Source organism: Caulobacter sp. GW821-FHT11E11 (genome assembly GCF_058808315.1).
In genome coordinates, this window is record NZ_JBXARO010000007.1 from 66,801 (window position 1) to 88,139 (window position 21,339).

The 21,339-nt window shown below is 67.8% G+C and carries 24 protein-coding genes; 10 read left to right on the plus strand and 14 right to left on the minus strand.

The window, feature by feature from the left end; translation table 11 throughout:
* Positions 1–229 precede the first annotated feature (229 nt).
* On the plus strand, positions 230–697 hold the full coding sequence (locus AC1RR5_RS17945; RefSeq protein ID WP_492923523.1) for a hypothetical protein: 468 nt from the start codon (positions 230–232) through the stop codon (positions 695–697).
* Between the two features lie 74 nt (positions 698–771).
* On the opposite strand, the gene tatC is transcribed toward AC1RR5_RS17945, so the two are convergent.
* The 3 genes from tatC to AC1RR5_RS17960 form a co-directional block, all read right to left on the minus strand.
* The gene (gene tatC, locus AC1RR5_RS17950) at positions 772–1,680 is read right to left on the minus strand and encodes a twin-arginine translocase subunit TatC (RefSeq protein WP_492923525.1); all 909 of its coding nucleotides are present in this window, start codon (positions 1,678–1,680) and stop codon (positions 772–774) included.
* Positions 1,677–2,300: a Sec-independent protein translocase protein TatB gene (gene tatB / locus AC1RR5_RS17955; protein ID WP_492923527.1), complete on the minus strand. Its 624-nt coding sequence runs from the start codon at positions 2,298–2,300 to the stop codon at positions 1,677–1,679. Before tatB ends, tatC begins: the two co-directional genes overlap by 4 nt.
* A gap of 86 nt (positions 2,301–2,386) precedes the next feature.
* Complete coding sequence (locus tag AC1RR5_RS17960) at positions 2,387–2,614, minus strand: twin-arginine translocase TatA/TatE family subunit (protein WP_454759342.1); 228 nt, start codon at positions 2,612–2,614, stop codon at positions 2,387–2,389.
* Positions 2,615–2,886: 272 nt separating this feature from the next.
* On the opposite strand from AC1RR5_RS17960, the gene AC1RR5_RS17965 reads away from it, so the two are divergent.
* Positions 2,887–3,204: a hypothetical protein gene (locus AC1RR5_RS17965; protein WP_492923530.1), complete on the plus strand. Its 318-nt coding sequence runs from the start codon at positions 2,887–2,889 to the stop codon at positions 3,202–3,204.
* On the opposite strand, the gene scpB is transcribed toward AC1RR5_RS17965, so the two are convergent.
* From scpB to AC1RR5_RS17990, 5 genes are all read right to left on the minus strand, one after another.
* Entirely contained in the window at positions 3,201–3,875 is a 675-nt protein-coding gene (gene scpB, locus AC1RR5_RS17970) for an SMC-Scp complex subunit ScpB (RefSeq protein WP_492923532.1), read from the minus strand. The two genes, AC1RR5_RS17965 and scpB, sit on opposite strands and share 4 nt — an antisense overlap.
* Positions 3,872–4,696: a segregation and condensation protein A gene (locus tag AC1RR5_RS17975; RefSeq protein ID WP_492923534.1), complete on the minus strand. Its 825-nt coding sequence runs from the start codon at positions 4,694–4,696 to the stop codon at positions 3,872–3,874. The genes scpB and AC1RR5_RS17975 overlap by 4 nt, the downstream gene beginning before the upstream one ends.
* Positions 4,693–5,733 carry a beta-N-acetylhexosaminidase gene (gene nagZ / locus AC1RR5_RS17980; RefSeq protein WP_492923536.1) on the minus strand — a complete coding sequence of 347 codons (1,041 nt, stop codon included), beginning with the start codon at positions 5,731–5,733 and terminating at the stop codon, positions 4,693–4,695. The genes AC1RR5_RS17975 and nagZ overlap by 4 nt, the downstream gene beginning before the upstream one ends.
* Complete coding sequence (gene ftsN, locus AC1RR5_RS17985; RefSeq protein ID WP_492923538.1) at positions 5,730–6,533, minus strand: cell division protein FtsN; 804 nt, start codon at positions 6,531–6,533, stop codon at positions 5,730–5,732. The genes nagZ and ftsN overlap by 4 nt, the downstream gene beginning before the upstream one ends.
* Positions 6,534–6,694: 161 nt before the next feature.
* Entirely contained in the window at positions 6,695–7,879 is a 1,185-nt protein-coding gene (locus AC1RR5_RS17990; RefSeq protein ID WP_492923540.1) for a deoxyguanosinetriphosphate triphosphohydrolase, read from the minus strand.
* 88 nt (positions 7,880–7,967) lie between these two features.
* Here AC1RR5_RS17990 and erpA point away from each other — a divergent pair, with 88 nt between their 5' ends.
* A complete protein-coding gene (gene erpA / locus AC1RR5_RS17995; RefSeq protein WP_492923542.1) occupies positions 7,968–8,300 on the plus strand; it encodes an iron-sulfur cluster insertion protein ErpA in 333 nt (110 codons plus the stop codon).
* A 25-nt stretch (positions 8,301–8,325) separates the two neighbouring features.
* Here the strand turns inward: erpA and AC1RR5_RS18000 are convergent, their stop codons facing one another.
* Positions 8,326–8,895 carry a hypothetical protein gene (locus tag AC1RR5_RS18000; RefSeq protein ID WP_492923544.1) on the minus strand — a complete coding sequence of 190 codons (570 nt, stop codon included), beginning with the start codon at positions 8,893–8,895 and terminating at the stop codon, positions 8,326–8,328.
* Positions 8,896–9,205: 310 nt separating this feature from the next.
* On the minus strand, positions 9,206–9,544 hold the full coding sequence (locus tag AC1RR5_RS18005) for a hypothetical protein (protein ID WP_492923546.1): 339 nt from the start codon (positions 9,542–9,544) through the stop codon (positions 9,206–9,208).
* A gap of 35 nt (positions 9,545–9,579) precedes the next feature.
* On the opposite strand from AC1RR5_RS18005, the gene xth reads away from it, so the two are divergent.
* From xth to AC1RR5_RS18025, 4 genes are all read left to right on the plus strand, one after another.
* The gene (gene xth, locus AC1RR5_RS18010; protein ID WP_492923548.1) at positions 9,580–10,368 is read left to right on the plus strand and encodes an exodeoxyribonuclease III; all 789 of its coding nucleotides are present in this window, start codon (positions 9,580–9,582) and stop codon (positions 10,366–10,368) included.
* A gap of 78 nt (positions 10,369–10,446) precedes the next feature.
* On the plus strand, positions 10,447–10,689 hold the full coding sequence (locus AC1RR5_RS18015; RefSeq protein ID WP_492923550.1) for a hypothetical protein: 243 nt from the start codon (positions 10,447–10,449) through the stop codon (positions 10,687–10,689).
* Positions 10,690–10,748: 59 nt separating this feature from the next.
* A complete protein-coding gene (locus AC1RR5_RS18020; protein ID WP_492923552.1) occupies positions 10,749–11,708 on the plus strand; it encodes a hypothetical protein in 960 nt (319 codons plus the stop codon).
* Between the two features lie 122 nt (positions 11,709–11,830).
* The gene (locus AC1RR5_RS18025; RefSeq protein ID WP_492923554.1) at positions 11,831–13,798 is read left to right on the plus strand and encodes a potassium transporter Kup; all 1,968 of its coding nucleotides are present in this window, start codon (positions 11,831–11,833) and stop codon (positions 13,796–13,798) included.
* Here the strand turns inward: AC1RR5_RS18025 and AC1RR5_RS18030 are convergent.
* Complete coding sequence (locus AC1RR5_RS18030) at positions 13,788–14,672, minus strand: LysR family transcriptional regulator (protein ID WP_492923556.1); 885 nt, start codon at positions 14,670–14,672, stop codon at positions 13,788–13,790. The two genes, AC1RR5_RS18025 and AC1RR5_RS18030, sit on opposite strands and share 11 nt — an antisense overlap.
* A 113-nt stretch (positions 14,673–14,785) precedes the next feature.
* On the opposite strand from AC1RR5_RS18030, the gene AC1RR5_RS18035 reads away from it, so the two are divergent.
* Positions 14,786–15,970: an MFS transporter gene (locus AC1RR5_RS18035; RefSeq protein ID WP_492923558.1), complete on the plus strand. Its 1,185-nt coding sequence runs from the start codon at positions 14,786–14,788 to the stop codon at positions 15,968–15,970.
* Here AC1RR5_RS18035 and AC1RR5_RS18040 read toward each other — a convergent pair.
* Both AC1RR5_RS18040 and AC1RR5_RS18045 read right to left on the minus strand, forming a co-directional pair.
* Positions 15,967–16,560 (minus strand): hypothetical protein, encoded by a 594-nt coding sequence (locus tag AC1RR5_RS18040; protein ID WP_492923560.1) that lies wholly within the window; start codon positions 16,558–16,560, stop codon positions 15,967–15,969. The two genes, AC1RR5_RS18035 and AC1RR5_RS18040, sit on opposite strands and share 4 nt — an antisense overlap.
* 64 nt (positions 16,561–16,624) lie before the next feature.
* Entirely contained in the window at positions 16,625–17,560 is a 936-nt protein-coding gene (locus AC1RR5_RS18045) for a Gfo/Idh/MocA family protein (RefSeq protein WP_492923562.1), read from the minus strand.
* A 113-nt stretch (positions 17,561–17,673) separates the two neighbouring features.
* Between AC1RR5_RS18045 and AC1RR5_RS18050 the strand changes: the two genes are divergently transcribed.
* On the plus strand, positions 17,674–18,699 hold the full coding sequence (locus AC1RR5_RS18050) for an NADP-dependent oxidoreductase (protein WP_492923564.1): 1,026 nt from the start codon (positions 17,674–17,676) through the stop codon (positions 18,697–18,699).
* Between the two features lie 7 nt (positions 18,700–18,706).
* On the opposite strand, the gene AC1RR5_RS18055 is transcribed toward AC1RR5_RS18050, so the two are convergent.
* Complete coding sequence (locus AC1RR5_RS18055; protein WP_492923566.1) at positions 18,707–19,087, minus strand: copper-binding protein; 381 nt, start codon at positions 19,085–19,087, stop codon at positions 18,707–18,709.
* Positions 19,088–19,340: 253 nt separating this feature from the next.
* On the opposite strand from AC1RR5_RS18055, the gene mdoH reads away from it, so the two are divergent.
* Positions 19,341–21,332 carry a glucans biosynthesis glucosyltransferase MdoH gene (mdoH, locus tag AC1RR5_RS18060; protein WP_492923568.1) on the plus strand — a complete coding sequence of 664 codons (1,992 nt, stop codon included), beginning with the start codon at positions 19,341–19,343 and terminating at the stop codon, positions 21,330–21,332.
* The last annotated feature ends 7 nt before the right edge of the window (positions 21,333–21,339 follow it).

Here is a 21,339-nt window from a genome sequence, read left to right on the forward strand (position 1 = left end):
AAATCCGGAAATCGAGACACGTGCGACCGCATGACGCAGGGCTGAAAAGCCATTCTTTCCCCATTTCCCAGCCGATCCGCACGATCGATCCAACTGTTAACGGAAATTAGCCGCACTTCCACACGCCGACTTAATCCCGATCCCCGAAAAGCCGCGCCAAGTTCAGTACGCGTCCTTTCCAGCGGCCCTCCCCGGCCCTCCCGATCATTCATTAGGACTGAGAAACACCATGAAGACGTTCGCCGCTTTCGCCGCCCTCGCCATCGCCGCCGCCGTCGCCGCTCCGGCCGGCGCCAAGACCGCCACTTCGGAAGTGCGCGTCTCGATCACGGGCAAGAACTCGGTCCAGATCGAAAACGAGATCAAGGCCGCCGCTGAAACCGTCTGCGCCGACGTCTCGAAGATCAACGCCGCCGACTGCATCGACAACGCCAAGACGACCGCTCACCGCCAGCTGGCTTCGATCCTGCGCGTCCGTGAAGCCGGCAAGACCCCGGCCACCGAAACCGTCTCGGTCGTCCGCATCGCTCTGAAGGGCAAGACCCGCGAGCAGATCCACGCCGAGATCCGCACCGCCGCCGCCACCGTCTGCAAGGCGCAGCCGAACTTCAGCGTCGTCAGCTACCAGACCTGCGTGACCGACACCGTTCGCGCCGCCAAGGCTCAGCTGCAGGCCCGCGTGGGCGTCGCCGCCTAAGTTTTCACTCGCGTAGTTGAGTGGAATACGGAGGGCTCCGCGGCTCAGTCGCGGGGCCCTCTTCTATGTCCGGGCTAGACCGAGACGATGTCCGTGCCGGCTTCCTCGTCGTCTTCGCGCTTGCGGCGACGTTCGATCAGCCACACGCACCAGATCGAGATCTCGTAGAGCAGGCACAGCGGCACGGCCAAGGTGATCTGGCTGATCGGGTCCGGCGGGGTGACGATGGCCGCCACCACGAAGACCGCGACGATGGCGTAGCGACGGCCCGTGCGCAGCATCTGCGAGGTGACCAGCCCGGCCAGGCCGCCCAGCGACAGCACCACCGGCAGCTGGAAGCTGAGGCCGAAGGCCAGCAGCAGCGTCGTGACCAGGGTCAGATATTCCGACACCCGGGTCTGCAACACCACCTTTACGCCCTCGCCGACGATCTGCTGGCTCAGCGAGAACCACAGCACGAACGGCAACATGACGTAATAGACCAGCGACGCGCCCATCAGGAACAGCACCGGCGAGGCGATCAGGAACGGCAGGAACGCGTTGCGCTCCTTCTTGTACAGGCCCGGCGCGACGAAGCGGTACAGCTGCCAGGCGATGATCGGGAAGGCGATGATGATGCCGCCGAACGCCGCCAGCTTGATGTTGGTGAAGAACTGTTCCAGCGGCGCGGTGGCCTGCAGGGTGATGTCGGCCAGCGACGCGGCCGGGACCTTCTTCACGCCGATCAGCGCCAGGATCAGGTCGAACGAGCCGTGATGGCCGCCGGCGTCCTGCACGGCCTTCAGCCCCTCGGCCACCGTGAACGGGCGGACCAGGAACAGGAAGATCGGCTTCACGAAGGCAAAGCAGATGCCGAACGCCACGGCGATGGCGCCGACGCAGATGATCAGGCGGGTGCGCAGCTCGACCAGGTGGTCCAGCAGCGGCGCGCGCGAGGACTCGATCTCGTCCTCGGTGTCGTATCCGATGGCTTTATCGTTCACGAGACGATGTCCGAAGCGGTCGAGCCGCCGGCCTTGGCGGCGCGCTTACGCGGCGCGCGCACGGCCTTGGGGGCTTCGACGGTAATGTCTTTCTTGGAGGCCGCGGCGACCGACTTCTTGCGCGGAGCGGCCTTGGCGGGCTCGACGATAGCCGGTTCGGCTGCAGCCACGGCCTTCTTGCGCGGCGCGCGCTTGGGCTTCTCGACGATCTCCACGCCCGGCTGAGCCGGCGGCAGGATCGAATTGTCGGTGGTCAGGGCCGGATTGTGGATCTCGCCCCCGGCATAGGGATGCATCTGGGTCGCGCCGCTGGACAGCGAGGCGTCGATGTCGGCGAACACCTGGTCCACACCCACATCCTTGGCGGCGTCGGCGGCTTCCTGCACCGGATTGGTGAACTGGCCCGAGCGCATGGCCTGCACTTCGCGGCGCAGCTCGTCCAGTTCCGACTGGCGGGCCATCTCGTCGAAGCTGGCCCGGAATTCGGACGCCATGCCCCGCATGCGCCCGACGAACTGGCCGAGCTTACGCAACAGAACGGGCAAATCCTTGGGACCGACCACGATCAGGGCGACGGCGGCGATGACAAGGAGTTCTGTGCCGCCGATATCAGGTAGCATGGACGCGCCTTAGAACGGCGGAGCCGACAGGCTCCCCGCGAGGTTGGATCGTCGCGCGGAGAACCCCTCCCCGCGCGCCTGAAGCCTTACGACTTGCGAAGCTCTTCGGCTTCCTGCTCGGTGCGCGGCAGCGCGCCCTTGGACTTGTTGTCAGCCACTTCGCTGCTCGTGTCGTCGTCCTTCAGGCCTTCCTTGAAAGCCTTAATGCCCTTGGCGGCGTCACCCATGATGCCCGACAGCTTGCCGCGGCCGCCGAACAGCAGCAGCACCACGATGGCGACGATGATCCAGTGGATAGGACCGAAACTTCCCATAACCGAGACTCCTTGCGACAGCGCCAGATAGCCGCTGAGACGCGTCGTTACAACATGTCGGAGAATATAGGCGCTCTAGGGGCCGCAGACCATCGTTCACCCTAGGGGAGCGAGCTCGCGAGAGGCCCGGCAAGTTCTGCTCGGTCAAGTTGACCGCCCGGCGCAGCTTCCACCGAACCCATACGCCACAAGTCTTTGAAAAGCATAGCTAAGCCTAGTTGGCGTGCTTCTTGCCAGAATGTCGCACCCCTTGTGTTCGGGAGCGCGTTCGCATGTCGATTTCCTCTATCGGTTCTTCCTCGCCCTATGCCGGCGCCTATAGCGGCATCAGCGCCTCGACGTCGTCGCCCGTGGGCAGCGAGCTGTCGGCCAAGGACGAGTTCCTGAAGTTCCAGGCCATGACCCCGGCCCAGAAGATGCGGGCCATGATGCTGGCCAAGCTGGGTGTGACGGAGGAGCAGCTCAAGGCGATGTCGCCCGAGGACCGCGCCAAGGTCGAGCAAAAGCTCAAGGACATGATCAAGCAGCAGGTCCAGAACGACCCGGACAAGAAGGGCAAGACCGGCCTGGTGGCCGATATCCTGGCCTAGCCGTCGGCCTTTTCCGGCTCGCCCAGGAAGTCCTGGGCGAATTCCGGTGTTTCGCCGTCGTCGAGGTCCAGCGGGTCCTCGTCCTCGTTCGGGCGCAGGCCCAGCGGATCGGGCACGTTGAAGCCCGGCGGCAGGTTCATTTCCAAGAGACCCGCGGCCTTCATCTCGGCGATGCCGGGCAGGTCGCCCAGATTGGCCAGGCCGTAGTGCTCGAGGAACGCGTCCGTCGTTCCGAACGTCACCGGCCGGCCCGGCGTGCGCCGCCGGCCGCGCATGCGGATCAGACCCAGCTCCAGCAGGACGTCGATCGTCCCCCGACTGGCCTGGACGCCGCGCACGGCCTCGATCTCGGCTCGCGTCACCGGCTGGTGATAGGCGACGATGGCCAGGGTCTCCTGGGCGGCCTTGGACAGGCGGCGCGGCTCCTCGCGCTCCTCGGTCATCAGGAACGACAGGTCGCCCGCCGTCTGGAAGCGCCAGCGCTCGGCCACGCAGACCAGCTCGATCCCCCTGCCCTCGTAGCGCGCCCGCAGGCTGGCGATGCCAGCGGCGATGTCGGCGCCTTCCGGCAGGCGCTTGGCCAGGTCGACGTCGCTCAGCGGCTCGGCCGCCGCGAACAGCAGCGCCTCGATGCAGCGCTCGACGAAGAGGGGTTCGAGTTCGACGGTCATTCCGTGATTTCCAGCGGTTCCGCGCGGGTCCGCAAGTAGATGTCCTCGAACGCCCCCATCTGGCGGGCCTCGAGGATGCCTTCCTTCACCAGCTCCAGCGAGGCCGACAGGGTCGAGGCCAGGTACGAGGCGGGCGTCGGGCCATCCTCCTCCTCCAGCGCTCGCTCGATCGGGGCGACGGTGGAGAGGACGGTCCAGTCCTCCATCTTGGGCAGCAGGCTGCGCAGGCGGTCGCGGGCGTCTTCCAGCGGATAGGCGGTCGGCGGGCGCGGCGCGTAGTGGCGGCTGTGCTCGCGCTTGCGCTGCTCGATATAGGCGCTCATCAGGCCGTAGAGGCTGCCCTCCAGCCGGGTCGACGAGACGATCTTCACGGCATCCGGATCGCCGCGCATGAAGACGTCGCGGGCCAGGATCGGGCGCTCCTTCAAGGCCTCGACGGCCTTGCGCATGACGTCCAGCTTGGCCAGGCGGAAGGCCAGCTGGGCGGCCATCTCCTCGGCGGGCGGCTCCTCGGCCTTGGCGCGTTCGGGCTTGGGCAGCAGCAGGCGGGACTTGAGGTAGGCCAGCCAGGCGGCCATTACCAGGTAGTCGGCAGCCAGCGAGAACCGCACGCGGCGGGCCTGCTGCACGAAGGCCAGATACTGCTCGGCCAGCTTGGTGATCGACAGCTGCAGCAGGTCGACCTTCTGGCTGCGGGCCAGCGCGAGCAGGACGTGCAGCGGGCCTTCATAGCCGTCGATGTCGATGACCAGCGCCGCGCCGTCTTCGGCCGCTTCGTCAGCGGCGGCAAAGTCGAAAGTGGGCTGGAAGCCCGTGCTCAAGCGTACTTGCCGTCGAACGCCGCGTCGAAGCGGGCGCGGGCCTGCTCCACGTCGAAGGGCTCGGGAACCTTGACCAGGCGGCCCATCACGGCCTGGGCGCGGCGGCGGGCTTCCTTGGAGAGCTTGCCGACGCCCGACATCACGGCCTTCATCTCGGCCATGTCGCCATTGCAGTGCAGGACGACGTCGCAGCCAGCGGCCAGGCTGTCCTTGGCGCGCTGCTTGAAGTCGCCCGACAGCGCCTTCATCGACAGGTCGTCGCTCATCAGCAAACCATCGAAGCCGATCGACTCGCGAATGATCTTCTTGATCGCCTTCTTGGACGTCGTGGCCGGGTTCTTGCGGTCGATGGCCGTGTAGACGACGTGGGCCGTCATCGCCATCGGCATGTCCGACAGCACGCGGAACGGCGCGAAGTCGCGGATTTCCAGCTCCAGCAGCTTGGCCTTCACGACCGGCAGCTCCAGGTGGCTGTCGCTCAGGGCGCGGCCGTGGCCGGGGATGTGCTTGATGATCGGCAGGACGCCGCCGGCCAGCAGGCCCTCAGCCGCCGCGCGGCCCAGGGTCGCCACCTGCTCGGGCGTGTCGCCATAGGCGCGGTCGCCGATGATCTCGTGGCCCTTGGGGTCGGGCACGTCCAGCACCGGCACGCAGTCGACATTGATGCCGATCGAGCGCAGGTCGTGGGCGATCAGGCGCGAACCCAGGCGGGTGATCTCGCGCGCCGTCAGCGGGTCGTTGGCGACCAGCTCGCCATAGGCGCGGCCCGGCGGATAGATGCGCCAATGTGGTGGCTGCAGGCGGGCGACGCGGCCGCCCTCCTGGTCGATCAGGATCGGCGCATCGGGCCGGCCCACCGTTTCGCGCAGGGCGGCGGTCAGCGCCCTCACCTGCTCGGGATCGGCGATGTTGCGCTTGAACAGGATGAAGCCCCACGGCTTCACGTCGCGGAAGAAGTCGACCTCTTCCCGCGAAAGCGTGGCGCCGGCGCAGCCGAGGATGGCGGCGGAAGACGAAGCGCCCATCAGCAGGCTCATTTGACGAAGCAGGACTTGCCCGAGGCCGAGATGGCCTCGCAGAACGCCTTGGCCGCTTCACGCGAGGCAAAGCCGGTGACCGAGGTGCGGTAGAGAGTGGCGCCGTTCTTGTCGATCGCCTCCACCTTCTTGCCCTTGCCGGACGCCAGGCCGGGGGCGAGGCGGGTGGCTTCGGTCCAGGCCTTGTCGGCCAGGGCGGGCGAGGACAGCGCGCCGATCTGCACCGAGGCCGGGCCCGAAGCGCCAACGACGGGCTTGGGCGCGGGCGTGGCGGCGGCGACCTGCACGGGCTTGGGCGCGGCGGCGACCGGCTTCTGGGTGGCGGCGGTGGCCAGGGATTCGATGGTCGGCGCCGGCTTCGCGGCCGGGGTCGCCGGTTGGGTGGCGGTCGGCGCGGGCTTGGCGGCCGGCAGAGCGGCGGTCTGCACCGGCGTGGTCGGCAGCGGCGCGGCCGGACGGGCCTGAGGCGTCTCGGGCGGCGCGGCGAAGGTCGCCGACGGCTGCGGGTCCTCGTTGTGATAGATCTGCAGGCCCGCGGCCGGATCCTGCGGCTGGTTGGCGGCCGCCGGCGGAGTCTTCATCTGGGCCACTTCGGTCCCGACCGCCTGCGGCGGTTCGTTCGGGTTCCGGATGCCGCCGCGATAGATCATGACCACGGCGACGACCAGCGTCACCAGCACCACCGCGCTGATGATCAGGGTCATGGGCAATGGGCGGGCGCCGCGCACGGGCTGACGCGCGTCGAACGACAGCGGCGCGTCGGTAGGCGGCGTATAGGCCCCGCGGTGCGGATCGGACATCTAGGCAGGCTCCAAATACTCGGGCGCGGATCGAACGCATCGAATCAGACGCGCGCGACCCTAGGTTACCCTTCGCCGACGCGTCCAAGAAGCGTCCGCCCCGCTCAGGTGGCAGACTTCACGCCGCTCGCGTCCCCGTTCCGAGTCTGAAGCCTTACGGCCTAGTTCCAGACGTCGAGGTGGAACAGCTTGCGATGTTCTTCTATCGCGAAGCGGTCGGTCATGCCCGCGATATAGTCGCAGACCACGCGCGCTCGACCAGCTTCGTCGCGGTTCTGCGACTTGGCGAACCAGACGGTCGGCAGGACCTCCGGCTCCTTCAGGAATAGAACGAACATTTCGCCCAGAATACGGCGGGCCTGGCTGCGCGTGCGGTTGACGCGCCAGTGGCGGTACATGCGCTCGTGCAGGAAGGCGCGCAGGCGGGCCAGGTCCTCGGCCATGTCCGGCGAGAAGGCGACCAGGGCGTGGTCCAGGCCGCGCACGTCGTCGGCCGACGACACGCCGGTGGCCGCCGCGCGCTGCAGGGTCTCGCCCATCACGTCGTCGATCATCGCGCCGATCATCCGGCGGATGGCTTCCAGGTGGGTCAGGCGCGGGTCGAGGTCGGGACGCTCGCTCTTCACCGCCGCCAGGATCGGGCCGATCAGCGGCACGTCCATCAGCTCGTCCAGGGTGAACAGGCCCGCGGTGACGCCGTCATCAACGTCGTGGTTGTTATAGGCGATGTCGTCGGCCAGGGCCGCGACCTGCGCCTCGGCCGACGCCCAGGTGTTGAGGCCCAGCTCGTACTCGTTGTCGTACTTCTGGATCGCCTTCCACGAAGGCTTGCCCAGCTTGTTGGTCACCGGACCGTTGTGCTTGATGATCCCTTCCAGGGTCTCCCAGGTCAGGTTGAGCCCGAGAAAGTCCGGATAGCGGTGCTCCAGTTCGGTCACCACGCGGAAGGTCTGCACATTGTGGTCGAAGCCGCCATACGGCTTCATCTGGATTTCCAGCTCGTCCTCGCCGGCGTGGCCGAACGGCGGATGGCCCAGGTCGTGGCCCAGGGCGATGGTTTCGGCCAGGTCGCTGTCCAGGCCCAAAGCCGTCGCCAGCGAGCGGGCCACCTGCGCCACTTCCAGCGAATGGGTCAGGCGGGTGCGGAAGTTGTCGCCCTCGTGCGCCACGAAGACCTGGGTTTTTTCCTTCAGCCGGCGGAAGGCCGAGGTATGGATGATGCGGTCGCGATCGCGCGCGAACGGTGTCCGCGTGCGGCTCTCGTCCTCCTGGAACCGGCGCCCCTTCGACCTGAAGGGATCTTCGGCGTAGGGCGCGCGAGGAACGAAGAACGGGGGCTGGGACATAAACCGCCTTTATCGCTTTGGACGATTTGGCCCCTTCCGAAGAGGCCGCGACACCCTCATATAGTCCGAAGGTGACTTTTCCACAGCCATGACCCAGACAGACTTAACGCTTTCCCAAAACGCCGCCCGCCGGATCAAGTCCATCGCCGCCAGCGAGGGCCGTCCCCTGATGCTGCGCGTCGCCGTCGACGGCGGCGGCTGCTCGGGCTTCCAATACCGCTTCGACCTGGTCGACACCGTCGAGGACGACGACCTGAAGATCGAGCGCGACGACGCCGTGGCGCTGGTCGACGTCGTCTCCCTCGCCCTGCTGAAGGGCTCGGAGATCGACTTCGTCGACGAACTGGCCGGCGCCGAGTTCCGCGTCCGCAATCCGAACGCCAAGACCAGCTGCGGCTGCGGGGTCAGCTTCTCGATCTGAAGCCGCCCCGCCTGACGGTCTTAGTTCATCGACATTGGAAGAAGCAGGCCACGGCGTAGGTCCCGTACGGCAGGCTGAAGATGCAGCCGAGGAACGCGGCGACCTTCTGGTACCAGAAGCGCTTCTTCATCGCCGTATTCCAGCAGCTCTGCCACTTGGTCTTGATGTTGTTCCAGACGCCCTGGGTGATCTTGCCGATCATGCAGGGGAAGAAGCAGTCCCAGAACCCGCCGCAGGCCATGGCGGCCGCCGTGGCGGCCTGGGCCTGGGTGCGCTCGATATAGGGCGCGGGGCTGTCGCCCTCCATGATCGAGGTGCTGTGGGTCGCGCCCTTGGGCCCGATCGACTCGACCGTCGCCGCGCCCTTCTCGCCGCCGCTGACCCGGAACAGATGCCGTTCGCCGTTGGCCAGCACGACCGCGAAGCTCTCGGCCATCACGCCCTTGGCCAGCGGCTTGAACTTGGCCGCTTCGGCCTTGGTCAGTTCGGTCGTCTTGCCCTCGCGGGCGTCCAGCTTGGGCTCTGGCCCGGCGGCCAAACCGATGGCCGGCGCAAAACCGAAGAAGGCCAGGCCCGACCACGCCGCCGCGCGCATCAATCCACGCCTGTCCATAGGCGAAGCAGCGACATGCGAAATCTTGGTTTTCATATGTTTCCTCCTTGCCCGCTCAATGAGCCGAGCACCAGCGGCCCGGACGCGGGGTCGCGACCGGGAGAAAAATCGGCGTTAAACGCTCGTTTTACCTAGGAAAGCGGCCCGAACACTTGCAACGCTCGGGAACAGGTCCAGCGGATACGGTAAGCTCCGTGGAGGACGTGAATACAGCGCCTTGCAATTCTGGCTGTCAAGCTGACGCCGCTCGCGCTCATGGCGAGAGTCTTGGGCGAGAGTCTTGGGCGAGCGTTCAGACCGGCACGAACTGCAAAAGCGTCAGCGCCACCGCGCCCCATGCCAGGGGGATGGCCATCGCCGCCCAGGCGATGACCGTCTCGCCCTTGCGCCACAGGATCCAGCCGGCCAGCGGGGCCAGCAGGCACACCACCCAGAAGGCGGCGGCGAACACGAAACCCAGCCAGGCGACGGGGTTCATCAGGTTGCCGGAGCGGTCGAAGACCAGCGGCGTGAAGATCGCCAGGATGCCGCCCAGCACGGCCAAGCCCAGGCATGCAGCCGTGGCCAGGACCATCAACAGGACCTGTCTCTTGTCGATCGTTTGTTTGCTCGACTTGAGCGCGCCTGTCATGGCCTCTAGCCTCCGCCCGCTGTCTGGAGCCGTCAATGCGTATAGCCACCTGGAACGTCAATTCGATCAACGCTCGCCTGGAAGGCGTGCTGGCCTGGTTCGAATCGGAAGCGCCCGACGTCGCGGTGCTCCAGGAGATCAAATGCGTCGACGAGAAGTTCCCGACCGAGGCCTTCGAGCGCCTGGGCTACAACGTCGTGGTCCACGGCCAGAAGACCTATAACGGCGTGGCCCTGCTGTCGAAGTTCCCGCTGGACGACGTGCGCAAGGGCTTGCCCTTCCTAGTCGACGGCGAGGTCGACGAGCAGTCGCGTTATGTCGAGGCGGTGATCAATGCGCCCACGCCGTTCCGGGTGGTCGGCATCTACCTGCCCAACGGCAATCCGCTCGGCACCGAGAAGTTCGACTACAAGCTGGCCTGGATGCGGCGGCTGCACGCCCACGCCCAGGGGCTGCTCGCTTTCGAAGAGCCCCTGGTGATCCTGGGCGACTACAACGTCATCCCCGAGGCCGAGGACGTGGCCAATCCTGAGGCCTGGCTGGGCGACGCCCTGTTCCAGCCCGAGAGTCGCGGCGCGTTCCGGGCGCTGAAGAACCTGGGCTTCACCGACGCCTACATGCAGGTCGACGGCGCCCCGGGCGGCTACACCTTCTGGGACTACCAGGCCGGCGCCTGGCCCCGGAACCTGGGGATCCGTATCGACCACCTGCTGTGCTCGCCCCAGGCCGCCGACCGCCTGGAGAGCGTCGTCATCCACCGCGACGAGCGCGACAAGGAAAAGCCCTCGGACCACGTGCCGGTCGTCGGCCACTTCAAGGATTAAAGCCGGACTCGACAAACCTCAGGCCTAGCGACAAGTATGTGAACACTCACTTCGGAGGTTCGCATACTTGTAGCCGCCGTGTTGATGCTGGCCCTGGCCGCCGAGGCGCCGGTGCGCACCCTCCATGACGCCACCATCGTCCCGGCGGACAGCAAGACGACGACGTTCCGCGAGGAACGGATGTGCGTGCAGCTGGGCGGGCGTCAGGTCTTGGCCCTGATGACCAGCGGCGAGGCCCGCTCCCGGCGCAAGCTGCAGCTGACCTTGGCCAGTTCCCCCGACGCCGACGCCACCCCCTGCCTGGCGGTGAAGGCGCCCTGATCTTCCGAGCGCCTGACCCTCTGTCAGGGAATCAGGACTCTCGTTAGCCTGCCCCCACTATGAGCGAGCTTGCCCGTCTCCTGTTGTTTGTCGCCATCGCCGGCACGGCGGTGACCTTTCTCGGCAGCCTGGCCATCTGGTACGGCGACGAGGACCGGCGCATTCGCCGCGCCCTGCGCAATGTGCTGAAAAGCGAGCCCGAAGGCGTGGTCGTCGCGCGCGGCCGGGGTCGCGGCGCGGGCTTCTCGTTCGCCACCAACCTGCTCGCCGTGGCCTGGGACCGGGGCGCCTGGTGCCTGGTCTATCGCCTAGACGAGATGATGGGCGCCGAGCTGCTGGTCGACGGCCAGGTGATGGGCCGCGTGTTCCGGGGCGAAGGCCGCCGGGCCATCGACCACGTCGCGCCCCAGGCCGAGCGGGTCACCCTGCGCCTGATCTTCGATGATCCGCGCCATCCCGACTTCACCCTGGACCTGTGGGCGCCGGGCGACGAGCAGCGCCGCGAGACCGCCTCGCCCACCGAACTGGTGCAGGAGGCCAACCGCTGGCTGGCCCGCTGCGAGGCCATCGTCCGCCGCCCGCTGCCGCCGCGTCCGGAAAAACCGGCCGCCGCCGCGCCGACGGTCGCAGCGCGTCCCGCTCCCGCCCCGCCACCGCCGCCCGTGGTCGACGACTTCGACGACGAGGCGTTCGAGGACGAGGACGACGACTTCCACGCGCCGCCCCCGCCCCTGCCCGACACCCCGCCGCCACTGCCGCGTCGCTCGTCGTTCAACGACGTCCCGCGCGCCGCCCCGGCCCGTCCGATCTCGCGCCCGACAACGCCTGCGCCTGCGCCCGCGCCGGCTCCGACACCCGCCCGCCCGGTCGAGCCCGACATGTTCGACGACCCGCCCTGGGACGACGAGGAGGACGCCCCGCCGCCTCCCCCACCGGAACCGGAATACAAACCCGTCTCGAAGGCTCGCCGCGAAACCGCCAGCGACCAGGACGAGCTGCCGTTCGACCTGGACGACTAGGGCCGATCACGCTTTCGACACCGGTAACCGTCGTTCTGCCGTTTTCGTTTGCTGCGACGCACAAGCGGGCGTAAAGCGCCGGCCGCCGGGCGTGAACCGGCGCTTTGGAGCCTCGTGCTTGCATGGCGGGTAAAGACCCCCTCGCCGCGTCCGATCCAGTCCCCTCGACAACTCAAGCTTCCCACCACGGTCACGCGGCTTCGCGTTTCTGGCCGTTGGCGCTGGGCAGCGTGGGCGTCGTGTTCGGCGACATCGGCACCAGCCCCCTCTACGCGTTCCGCGACGCCCTGGCCGAGGCCGCCCGCGACGGCCTGGTCCGTCCCGAGATTATGGGCGTGCTGTCCCTGGCCCTGTGGGCGCTGATCCTGGTCGTGACGGTCAAGTACGTCCTGTTCCTGATGCGCGCCTCCAACAAGGGCGAAGGCGGGGTGCTGTCGTTGATGGCCCTGGCCCAGCAGGGCGCGGCGGGCCGCACCGGCTTGATCTTCGCCCTCGGCACCATCGGGGCTGCCCTGTTCTACGGCGACGGCGTCATCACCCCGGCGGTCTCGGTGCTGTCGGCGGTCGAGGGCCTGAAGTCGGTGAAGGGCTTCGAGCACTGGTTCGGCACGCAGGAAGTCATCGTCGTCAGCCTGGTGATCCTCACCGGCCTGTTCAGCTTCCAGGCCAAGGGCACGGCCAAGGTGGCCCGGATCTTCGGCCCGATCATGGTCTGCTGGTTCCTGTGCCTGGGGGCCCTGGGCATCTGGCACATCAAGGACGATCCCAGCGTGCTGGGCGCGATCTCGCCGACCTATGCGATCTATTTCCTGACCCATCACGGCCTGACCGGCTTCCTGGTCATGGGCGCGGTGTTCCTGACCGTGACCGGGGCCGAGGCCCTGACTGCCGACATGGGCCACTTCGGCCGTGGCCCGATCCAGATGTCGTGGTTCGGCCTGGCCCTGCCGATGCTGGCGCTCAATTACTTTGGCCAGGCCGCCCTAGCCTCGAAGGCCCTGGCCATCGCCGAGGCCAGCGGAACCGCCCTGCCCAACGCCGACTGGTTCTTCCTGATGGCCCCGCACCAGTGGCGCCTGGGCCTCGTCCTGTTCTCCGGCGTCGCCACCGTCATCGCCAGCCAGGCGGTGATCACCGGCGCCTTCTCCCTGACCCAGCAGGCGATCCAGCTGGGCCTGTTGCCCCGCATGGACATCAAGATCACCTCGTCGACCGAGGCCGGCCAGATCTATGTCGCGCCGATCAACTGGCTGCTGTTCGTCGGCGTGGTGCTGGTGGTGCTGTCGTTCCGCTCGTCCAGCGCGCTCGCGCATGCGTACGGCATCTCGGTGACCGGCACGATGGTGGTCACCACCCTGCTGGCCTACATCGTCGTGCGTCACGTCTGGAAGTGGCGCCTGGTCACGGCCCTGGCCCTGATCGTGCCGCTGTTCGCCCTGGACCTGACCTTCTTCACCGCCAACCTGCTCAAGGTGCTGACCGGCGGCTGGGCGCCGCTGGCCCTGGGCGCGGGCCTGTGCCTGATGATGTCGATCTTCGTCACCGGCGCCGAGCGGCTGCGGACCAAGCTCAGCAAGGACGGCCTACCCTTCGCCGACTTCCGCGAGATGATCCTGCGCCGCTCCACGGCCTCGACGCCCGGCACGGCCGTGTTCCTGACCTCGGACCCCGACACCACCCCGCCGGCCCTGATGCACAGCCTCAAGCACTTCAAGGTGCTGCACGAGCGCAACGTGCTGCTGAAGGTGGTCAACGAGACCCGGCCCTACGTGCCCGACGCCGAGCGGATCGAGACGCAGAGCCTGGACGACCGCTTCTCGCTGGTCACCTTGCGCTACGGCTACATGGAAAGCCCCAACATCCCGCAGGCCCTGGCCGCCTGCCGCAAGCAGGGCCTGAAGTTCGACATCATGAGCACGTCGTTCTTCGTCAGCCGCCGCACCGTCGTGCCCTCGACGGCCAGCGACGCCCTGCCGGCCTGGAAGCGCAAGCTGTTCACCTTCCTGACCCGCAACGCCGCCGACCCGACGACCTTCTTCCACCTGCCGCCAGGGCGGGTTGTCGAGCTGGGGACACAGGTCAGTCTGTAGCGCTCTTCAGGTGCGCGGCCAGGGCGTCGATGAACAGGCGGGTCTTGGCCGGCACGAGGCGAGCGCTGGGATAGACCGCCCAGATCGACCACGACTCCAGCACCGCGTCGGCTAGCGGAACCTCGACCAGGCGGCCGGCGGCGACGTCCTCACGGATGTTCCAGTCCGACAGCATGGCCAGGCCCAAGCCGCCCAGGCAGGCCATGTGCAGGGTCTCGATCCCGCTGGCCGTGAAGCGCCCGGCCACCCGCTGCTGCACGGGCTTGTCGCCGATCATGAAGGTCCAGTGCGAGACGCCGGTGATCGCCAGGCACTGGTGGTCGGCCAGATCCGCCAAGACCTTGGGCGCGCCGTGCTCGGCCACATAGGCCGGCGACGCGTAGAGCTTGCGCGGATTGGCGTCCAGGCGGCGGGCGATCAGCGAGTTGTCGCGCAGCACCGCGATGCGGATGGCCACGTCGATGCCGCTGGCGACGATGTCGGTTATGGCGTCGGTGACCTGCAGGTCGACCTGCAGGTCCGGATTGGCCCGCATGAAGGCCGGGATCATCGGCGCCACCATCTTGCGCCCGAACGGAGCGGAGGCCGTCACCCGCAGGATCCCCGACGCGCCGGCGCTCGAGGGGCGGATCGCCGCCAGCGCGGCGGTCTGGTCCTCCAGCATGGCCTGGGCGTGCGGCAGGAAGGCCGCGCCCTCGGCGGTCAGGGACAGGGCGCGGGTGGTGCGGTGGACGAGGCGCGCCCCGACCTCCTGCTCCAGCGCCGCCAGCCGGCGTGAGGCCGCCATCGGCGCGATGCCCAATCGCCGCGCCGCCGCCGCCAGGCTGCCCACCCGCGCCGCCTCGACGAACACGCCGACATCCGTGAGGTCCATTATATCGAATTCCGATCGGCCGACTTATCACATACGCCCGATTATACGCGAAACCGATAGCTCATACATCCCGGCTCAACGGAGAGAGAACACTGCTCTCCATGGAGCCGACCATGACCTTCATCCTTCCCCGCGCCGCCTTCAGGGCCGCGCCACTGGGCCGGGGCCTGACCTTCGCCATGGCGACCGCCGCCGGGCTGGCGGTCGCCAACATCTATTACAGCCAGCCAATGCTGGGCCTGATCGAGCGCGAGCTACCCGGCAAGCTGACGGCGTTCGTGCCGACCGCCACCCAGCTGGGCTACGCCGCCGGCCTGCTGCTGCTGGCCCCGCTGGGCGACCGCGTCGAGCGCAAGACCCTGATCGTCGGCCAGTTCCTGGTGCTGGCCTTCGCCTCGGCCTTCGCCGCCCTGGCGCCTAGCGACGGCTGGCTGCTGGTCGCCTCGCTGCTGCTGGGCATGGCCGCCACGGTCGCCCAGCAGATCGTGCCGCTGGCCGCGCATCTGTCCCCGCCCGACAAGCGCGGCGCGACGGTGGGCGTGGTGATGTCGGGCCTGCTGTGCGGGATCCTGCTCAGCCGCACCGTGGCCGGCTTCGTCGGCACTGGCCTGGGCTGGCGGGCGATGTTCTGGCTGGGCGCGCCGATCGCCTCGTTGGCCGGCTTCCTGATGGCCGCCACCCTGCCCCGCAGCAAACCCGACAGCGACCTGTCCTACGCCGCCCTGCTGGGTTCGCTGGGCAAGCTGTGGACCGAGTTTCCCGCCCTGCGGCTGGCGGCCTTCACGCAAGCCAACCTGTTCGCCGCCTTCACCGCCTTCTGGACGATCCTGGCCCTGCACCTGCAGGAGCCGCGCTTTGGCCTCGGCGCCGACGTGGCGGGCGTATTCGGGATCGTCGGTGTCGTGGGCGTGATGGCCGCGCCCCTGGCCGGCCAGCTGGCCGACAAGCGCGGCCCGCACCTGGCCATCGCCCTGGGCGCGATCCTGACCCTGGTCGCCTGGCTGATCTTCGGCCTGTGGACCTCGGTCGCCGGACTGCTGGTCGGCGTGGTGGTGCTGGACTTTGCAGTTCAGGGCGCGCTGGTCTCGAACCAGCACCTTGTCTACGCCCTCAAGCCCCAGGCCCGCGCCCGGCTGAACACCCTGTTCATGGGCGCGATGTTCCTGGGCGGGGCCGGCGGTTCGGCCGCCGCGGCGGCGGCCTGGACCCACGGCGGCTGGAGCGCAGTGGCGGTGCTCGGCGGCGGCCTGGCGGTGATCGCCACCCTGCTGCAGGTGTCGGGAGGCCGGCGGCGCTAGCGGCCCTTGCGCTGCGCCGCCACGGCCTGACGGACGGTCCGCAGCCACGGATCGTCCGCCTTGGGCACGGCCAGATAGCTGGGCCCGCGACGCCGATCGTTTTCCCAAGGGATGACCTCCCCCACCAACGCCCCCTTGGCGTCGCGGAAGACGAGGTAACGCACGCCCTTCAGCGCGCCGGGAAAGGACAGGCAGGTGCCCGGCGTCAGGTTCAGCGGCGTCAGCTCCACCGCCGTGATCATGGGCGCATTATTGTACATCGCCAGGGACTGGATCGTGCTGTCCGAGCCCGGCCCGACGCCCGTCAGCTGGAAGCGCTTGGCGCCCTGCCCCTTCAGCGTCTCCACGACCCTGTAGCTGAGCCGTGTCACCTCGAACTCGTCGGCCAGCGACACCTGTCCTTCGAACAGATCCTTGCTGAAGCGGATCTGGTCGGGGCCGTTTCCAAACGCCTTTCGCGCGAACGGCGCCGAGGGCAAGCGTTCGGACCGCTCGACAACCACGATATCGATCGCGGCGGCATGGGCGACCAGGTGCTTGGCGATATAGGCCGGCGATGGCTGGCGCGTCCCCGAGGGAACACAGGCCAACGTTGCGCCCGCGCTAAGGCTCAGGACGGTCGCGACAAGGAGCGTCCCGAGCCGCTTCACGCCTTCAGCCCTGCGCCGCCCATTCCACCGCTAGCGCCAGGTCCAGCGCCCGAGCGGCTTCCTCGCCGGTAACCACCGGACGCGGCGCATCGCCCCGCACGGCCTTCAGGAACCCCGCGACCGACAGGCCCAGCGGGTCCTTGCCGGCCGGGGTCTCGGTGAAGTTCTCGATCAGCGGGAACGGGGTGGTGTTGCGGAAGGTGCGGGCCAGGAAGTCGATCTCGACCTCGCCCGAGGGATAGACGACCTTCATGGTCCGCTCGCGGGCCTCGGCGACGCGGGAGCTGTCGAAGACGGCGGTGAAGCCGTTGTCGAAGGTGGCCTCGGCCTTGACCCAGTCGAGCGAGGTCGAGCGGGTGATGGCTCCCTCGCCTTCCACCGCGATAGGCTCGCCGTCGCAGAGCGCCAAGGCCAGGTCGATGTCGTGGATCATCAGGTCCAGCACCACCGAGACGTCGAGATTGCGGTCCGAAGGCGTGCCGCGACGAACGGCTTCCAGGCGCAGCGGCTGTTCGGGAATGTCCAGCAGGCCCATGGCTTGGAACACCACCCGCTCCTGGTGGCCGCAGGCCAGCGGCACGCCGGCCTTGGCGGCGGCGGCGACCATCTTGTCGGCGTCCTCGGGCGACACGGCCAGGGGCTTTTCGGAATAGACCGGCTTGCCCGCCTTCAGCGCGGCCAGGGCCGGCGCGGCGTGATGGACGGCGGGCGCGGCGACCGTGACCACGTCGACCTGCGCCAGGAAGGCGTCGATGTCGTCGAAGGCTTTCGCGCCCAGCGGACCGGCCAGGGCCTCGGCCCGCGCCAGGTCGACGTCGTAGACGCCGACCAGCGTAACGCCGTCCAGCTCGACATACTTCTTGGCGTGATAGCCGCCGAACACACCGGCGCCGACGACGCCTGCCCTGAGAGGCGTGGAAGAAGAGTGGTCTTGGGTCATGCCGGCTGTCTACCGCGCTTCGGGACGGCTTAGAAGCACTGGAGACTTCCGTAAGGGCGCGCTAAACATCCGTTTAAATTAGCAACGCTCGCCAAGAGCAGTTGGAGGAAGCCATGACCACGTCGCGTGAGATCCGCCTGAAGAGCCGCCCCGTCGGCCTGCCCAAGTCCACGGACTTCGAACTGGCCAGCGTCGACCTGGCCGCGCCGGGCGACGGCGAGGTGCAGGTCAAGAACCTGTGGATGTCGGTCGACCCCTATATGCGCGGCCGCATGTACGATCGTCCCAGCTATGTGCCGCCGTTCCAGATCGGCCAGGCCCTGCAAGGCGGCGCGATCGGCGAAATCGTCGCCTCCAACGATCCGGACTACAAGCCGGGCGACATCGTCAACTCCATGTTCGGCTGGCGCGAAGCCTTCAACGCCCACCCGAAATCGCTGGCCGCCGCCGGCATGGGCGCGATCACCAAGATCGACACCCAAGGCGTGCCGCCCCAGGCCTTCCTGAGCGTGGTCGGCATGCCGGGCATGACCGCCTATGCGGGCCTGCTGCGCGTCGCGGCGCTGAAGGACGGCGACGTGGTGTTCGTCTCGGCCGCCGCCGGCGCCGTGGGCTCGGTCGTCTGCCAGATCGCCAAGCTAAAGGGCCACACCGTGATCGGCTCGGCCGGTGGTCCGGAAAAGGTGGCGTTCCTGAAGTCGATCGGCGTCGATCATGTCATCGACTACAAGGCCACGCCCGACGTCGTCGCCGAGCTGGCCAAGGTCGCGCCCAAGGGCATCGACGTCTATTTCGAGAACGTCGGCGGCATCCACCTGGAAGCGGCCATCAACTCGGCCCGCCCGTTCGCCCGCTTCGCCCTGTGCGGGATGATCTCGCAATATAACGAGACCGGTAAGCCGGAAGGCCCGTCCAACATCATCCTGGCGGTCGGCAAGAGCCTGCGCCTGGAGGGCTTCATCGTCTCGAACCACTACGACCTGTACCCGCAGTTCGCGAAAGACATGGCCGAGTGGATCAAGGCCGGGAAGATCACTTGGAAAGAGACCGTTGAAGAGGGCGTCGAGCGCGCGCCGGACGCTTTCATCAAGCTGTTCTCGGGCGAGAACATGGGCAAGATGCTGGTGAAGCTCTCCTAGGAGCCGCCTACTCGCGGGGCTCGAGCTTCGACACCTCGAGCCCCGTCGAGGTCTTCTTGAACTGGAACTTCACCCGCGTCCCCGGCGCGATCGGCGCCTCGGCGATCACGTCCGCATAGACCTTGAACTGGTCGCGGCCAGGCTTGAGGCCCCCAGCGCTCGCGCCGTCGTGATCGAGCGTGAGAATCTGGCCATCCAGGCTGGAAATCACCCCCTGCGCGTCATAGGCGGGTAGCGATTCCGTTGATGGCATGGCCTCGACCACGCCCGGTTTTGAACGGCCGTCTTGCGAAGCTTGACCGCATGCGGTCAAGCTCAGAACGGCAGCAGCGGCGACAAAATACCGAAAATTCATAGCCTTACCGAAATTCCCCAAATCGGCGAGCACCGCTCGTGCGACGCGTTTCCGATGTTTTTTCTCGCAACTGCGAAATCGGCGTGATTTCCGGTAGCGAATTTGTGATCGAAGTTTTACTGTAGGGACGACCGGCGGCTCTCCACGCCGGTTTCGACCGTCACCAAGCTGTCACAGACCGCCCTGCCCGTCCCTAGCGGATACGCAGGCAGGCGGAAAGAGGCTCCAGGCGTCGAAGCATGCGGAGAGAGCCCGGCCCGCCGGAAAAAGTCCGAGAACTGACGATATGAGCGATCGCTCCAGCCTCTTCGACGTGCGCTCCTCCACGAGCGTGACCCTCGATCAGGTCGTTCGCCGTGACACGGTCGAGATCCCGGCCGAGGTTCCGCTGGCCATGCCGGTCCAGCCGCTGGGCTTCTGGCAAGGCGGCTCGCGCCGCGCCGCCTCTGTCGTCGCCAACATGACGATGCGCCGCTGGATCGTGGCCCTGGCGACGATCGTCATGGGCTTCGCCGGCTGGAAGGCCACCTTCGACACCGTGGCCCTGGGCGGCGTGACCCGTCTGGAAGCGGTGGTCGTGGTGCTGCTGGCCCCGCTGTTCCTGGCGCTGTCGCTGTGGTTCTGCACGGCCGTCGCCGGCTTCGTCATCCTGCTGGGCAAGCCCAAGGATCCGCTGGGCATCGACGGCGAGAGCCCGATGCCCAAGCTGCACACCCGCACCGCCATCCTGATGCCGGTGCACAACGAGGACGCCGCCGGCGTCTTCGCCCGTCTGCGCGCCATGGACGCCTCGATCGCCGAGACGGGCCTCTCTCGCCACTTCGACATCTTCGTCCTCAGCGACACCCGCGACGCCCAGGTGGCCCTGGCCGAACAGGCCTGCTTCGCCCGCTTCCGCCGCGAGGCCCACAGCAACGTCTTCTATCGCGTCCGCAAGGAAAACACGGGCCGCAAGGCCGGCAACGTCGCCGACTGGGTGCGCCGCTGGGGCAGCGCCTACGAGCACATGCTGGTCCTGGACGCCGACAGCCTGATGACCGGCGAGGCCATGGTCCGCCTGGCCGACGCCATGGAGCGTCACCCGGGCGCCGGTCTGATCCAGACCATGCCGATGATCATCAACGCCCAGACGATCTTCGCGCGCACTCTGCAATTCGCCACGCGCCTGTACGGCCGCGTCGCCTGGACCGGCTTGGCCTGGTGGTCGGGTTCGGAGAGCTCGTTCTGGGGCCACAACGCCATCGTCCGCACGCGCGCCTTCGCCGAGACCTGCGGCCTGCCGCACCTGGGCGGCCCCAAGCCGTTCGGCGGCGAGGTCATGAGCCACGACGCCCTGGAAAGCGCCCTGCTGCGCCGCGGCGGCTGGAGCGTCCACCTGGCCCCGTATCTGGAAGGTTCGTACGAGGAGAGCCCCTCGAACCTGCTGGACTTCGCCACCCGTGACCGTCGCTGGTGCCGCGGTAACGTCCAGCACGTCCCGCTGATCGCCCTGCCCGGCCTGCACTGGATGAGCCGCCTGCACCTGGTGATCGGCGTGTTGAGCTACGCGCTGTCGCCGCTGTGGTTCATCGCCCTGTCGGCCGGCGTCACCTCGCGCGCCCTGATGCCCGAGCTGAAGAAGGCGGCCTTCACCATGGCCGACCTGCAAGCCGCCGCCCACGCCCTGATCGACTGGCGCGAGATCCAGGCCACCGCCTGGGCCATGATCATTACCTTCGTGCTGCTGTTCGGCCCCAAGATCCTGGGCTCGATCCTGGTCTTCTCGCGCAAGCAGGAAACCAAGGGCTTCGGCGGCAAGCGCCGCGTGGCCGCCGGCCTGGCCGTCGAGATGCTGCTCTCGGCCCTGGTCGCCCCGATGCTGATGTTCACCCAGACCCGCGCGATCGTCGAGATCATGGCCGGCAAGGTCGGCGGCTGGGCCACCCAGCGCCGCGACGCCGACAAGGTCAGCTTCAACGAAGCCAGCGCCGCCATGGGCTGGATCAGCGCCACGGGCCTGGTCCTGGGCGGCGTCTTCTGGTTCACGCCGGACCTGTTCACCTCGACCGCCCCGATCCTGCTGGGCCTGATCGTCGCCGTGCCGCTGACCATGCTGGGCGCCAACAAGGTCGCCGGCCTGAAGCTGAAGACCAACGGCCTGTTCATGACCCCGGAAGAGCGCCGCCCGCCGGCCATCGTCCGTGCGGCCCTGGGCCCGTCCTGCGAGCCGCCGATCCGCTGGTTCGCCCGCAACGGCAGCCCGATCGGCCCGACCAACGAAGTGCGCGACGCCGCCTGATATCGCG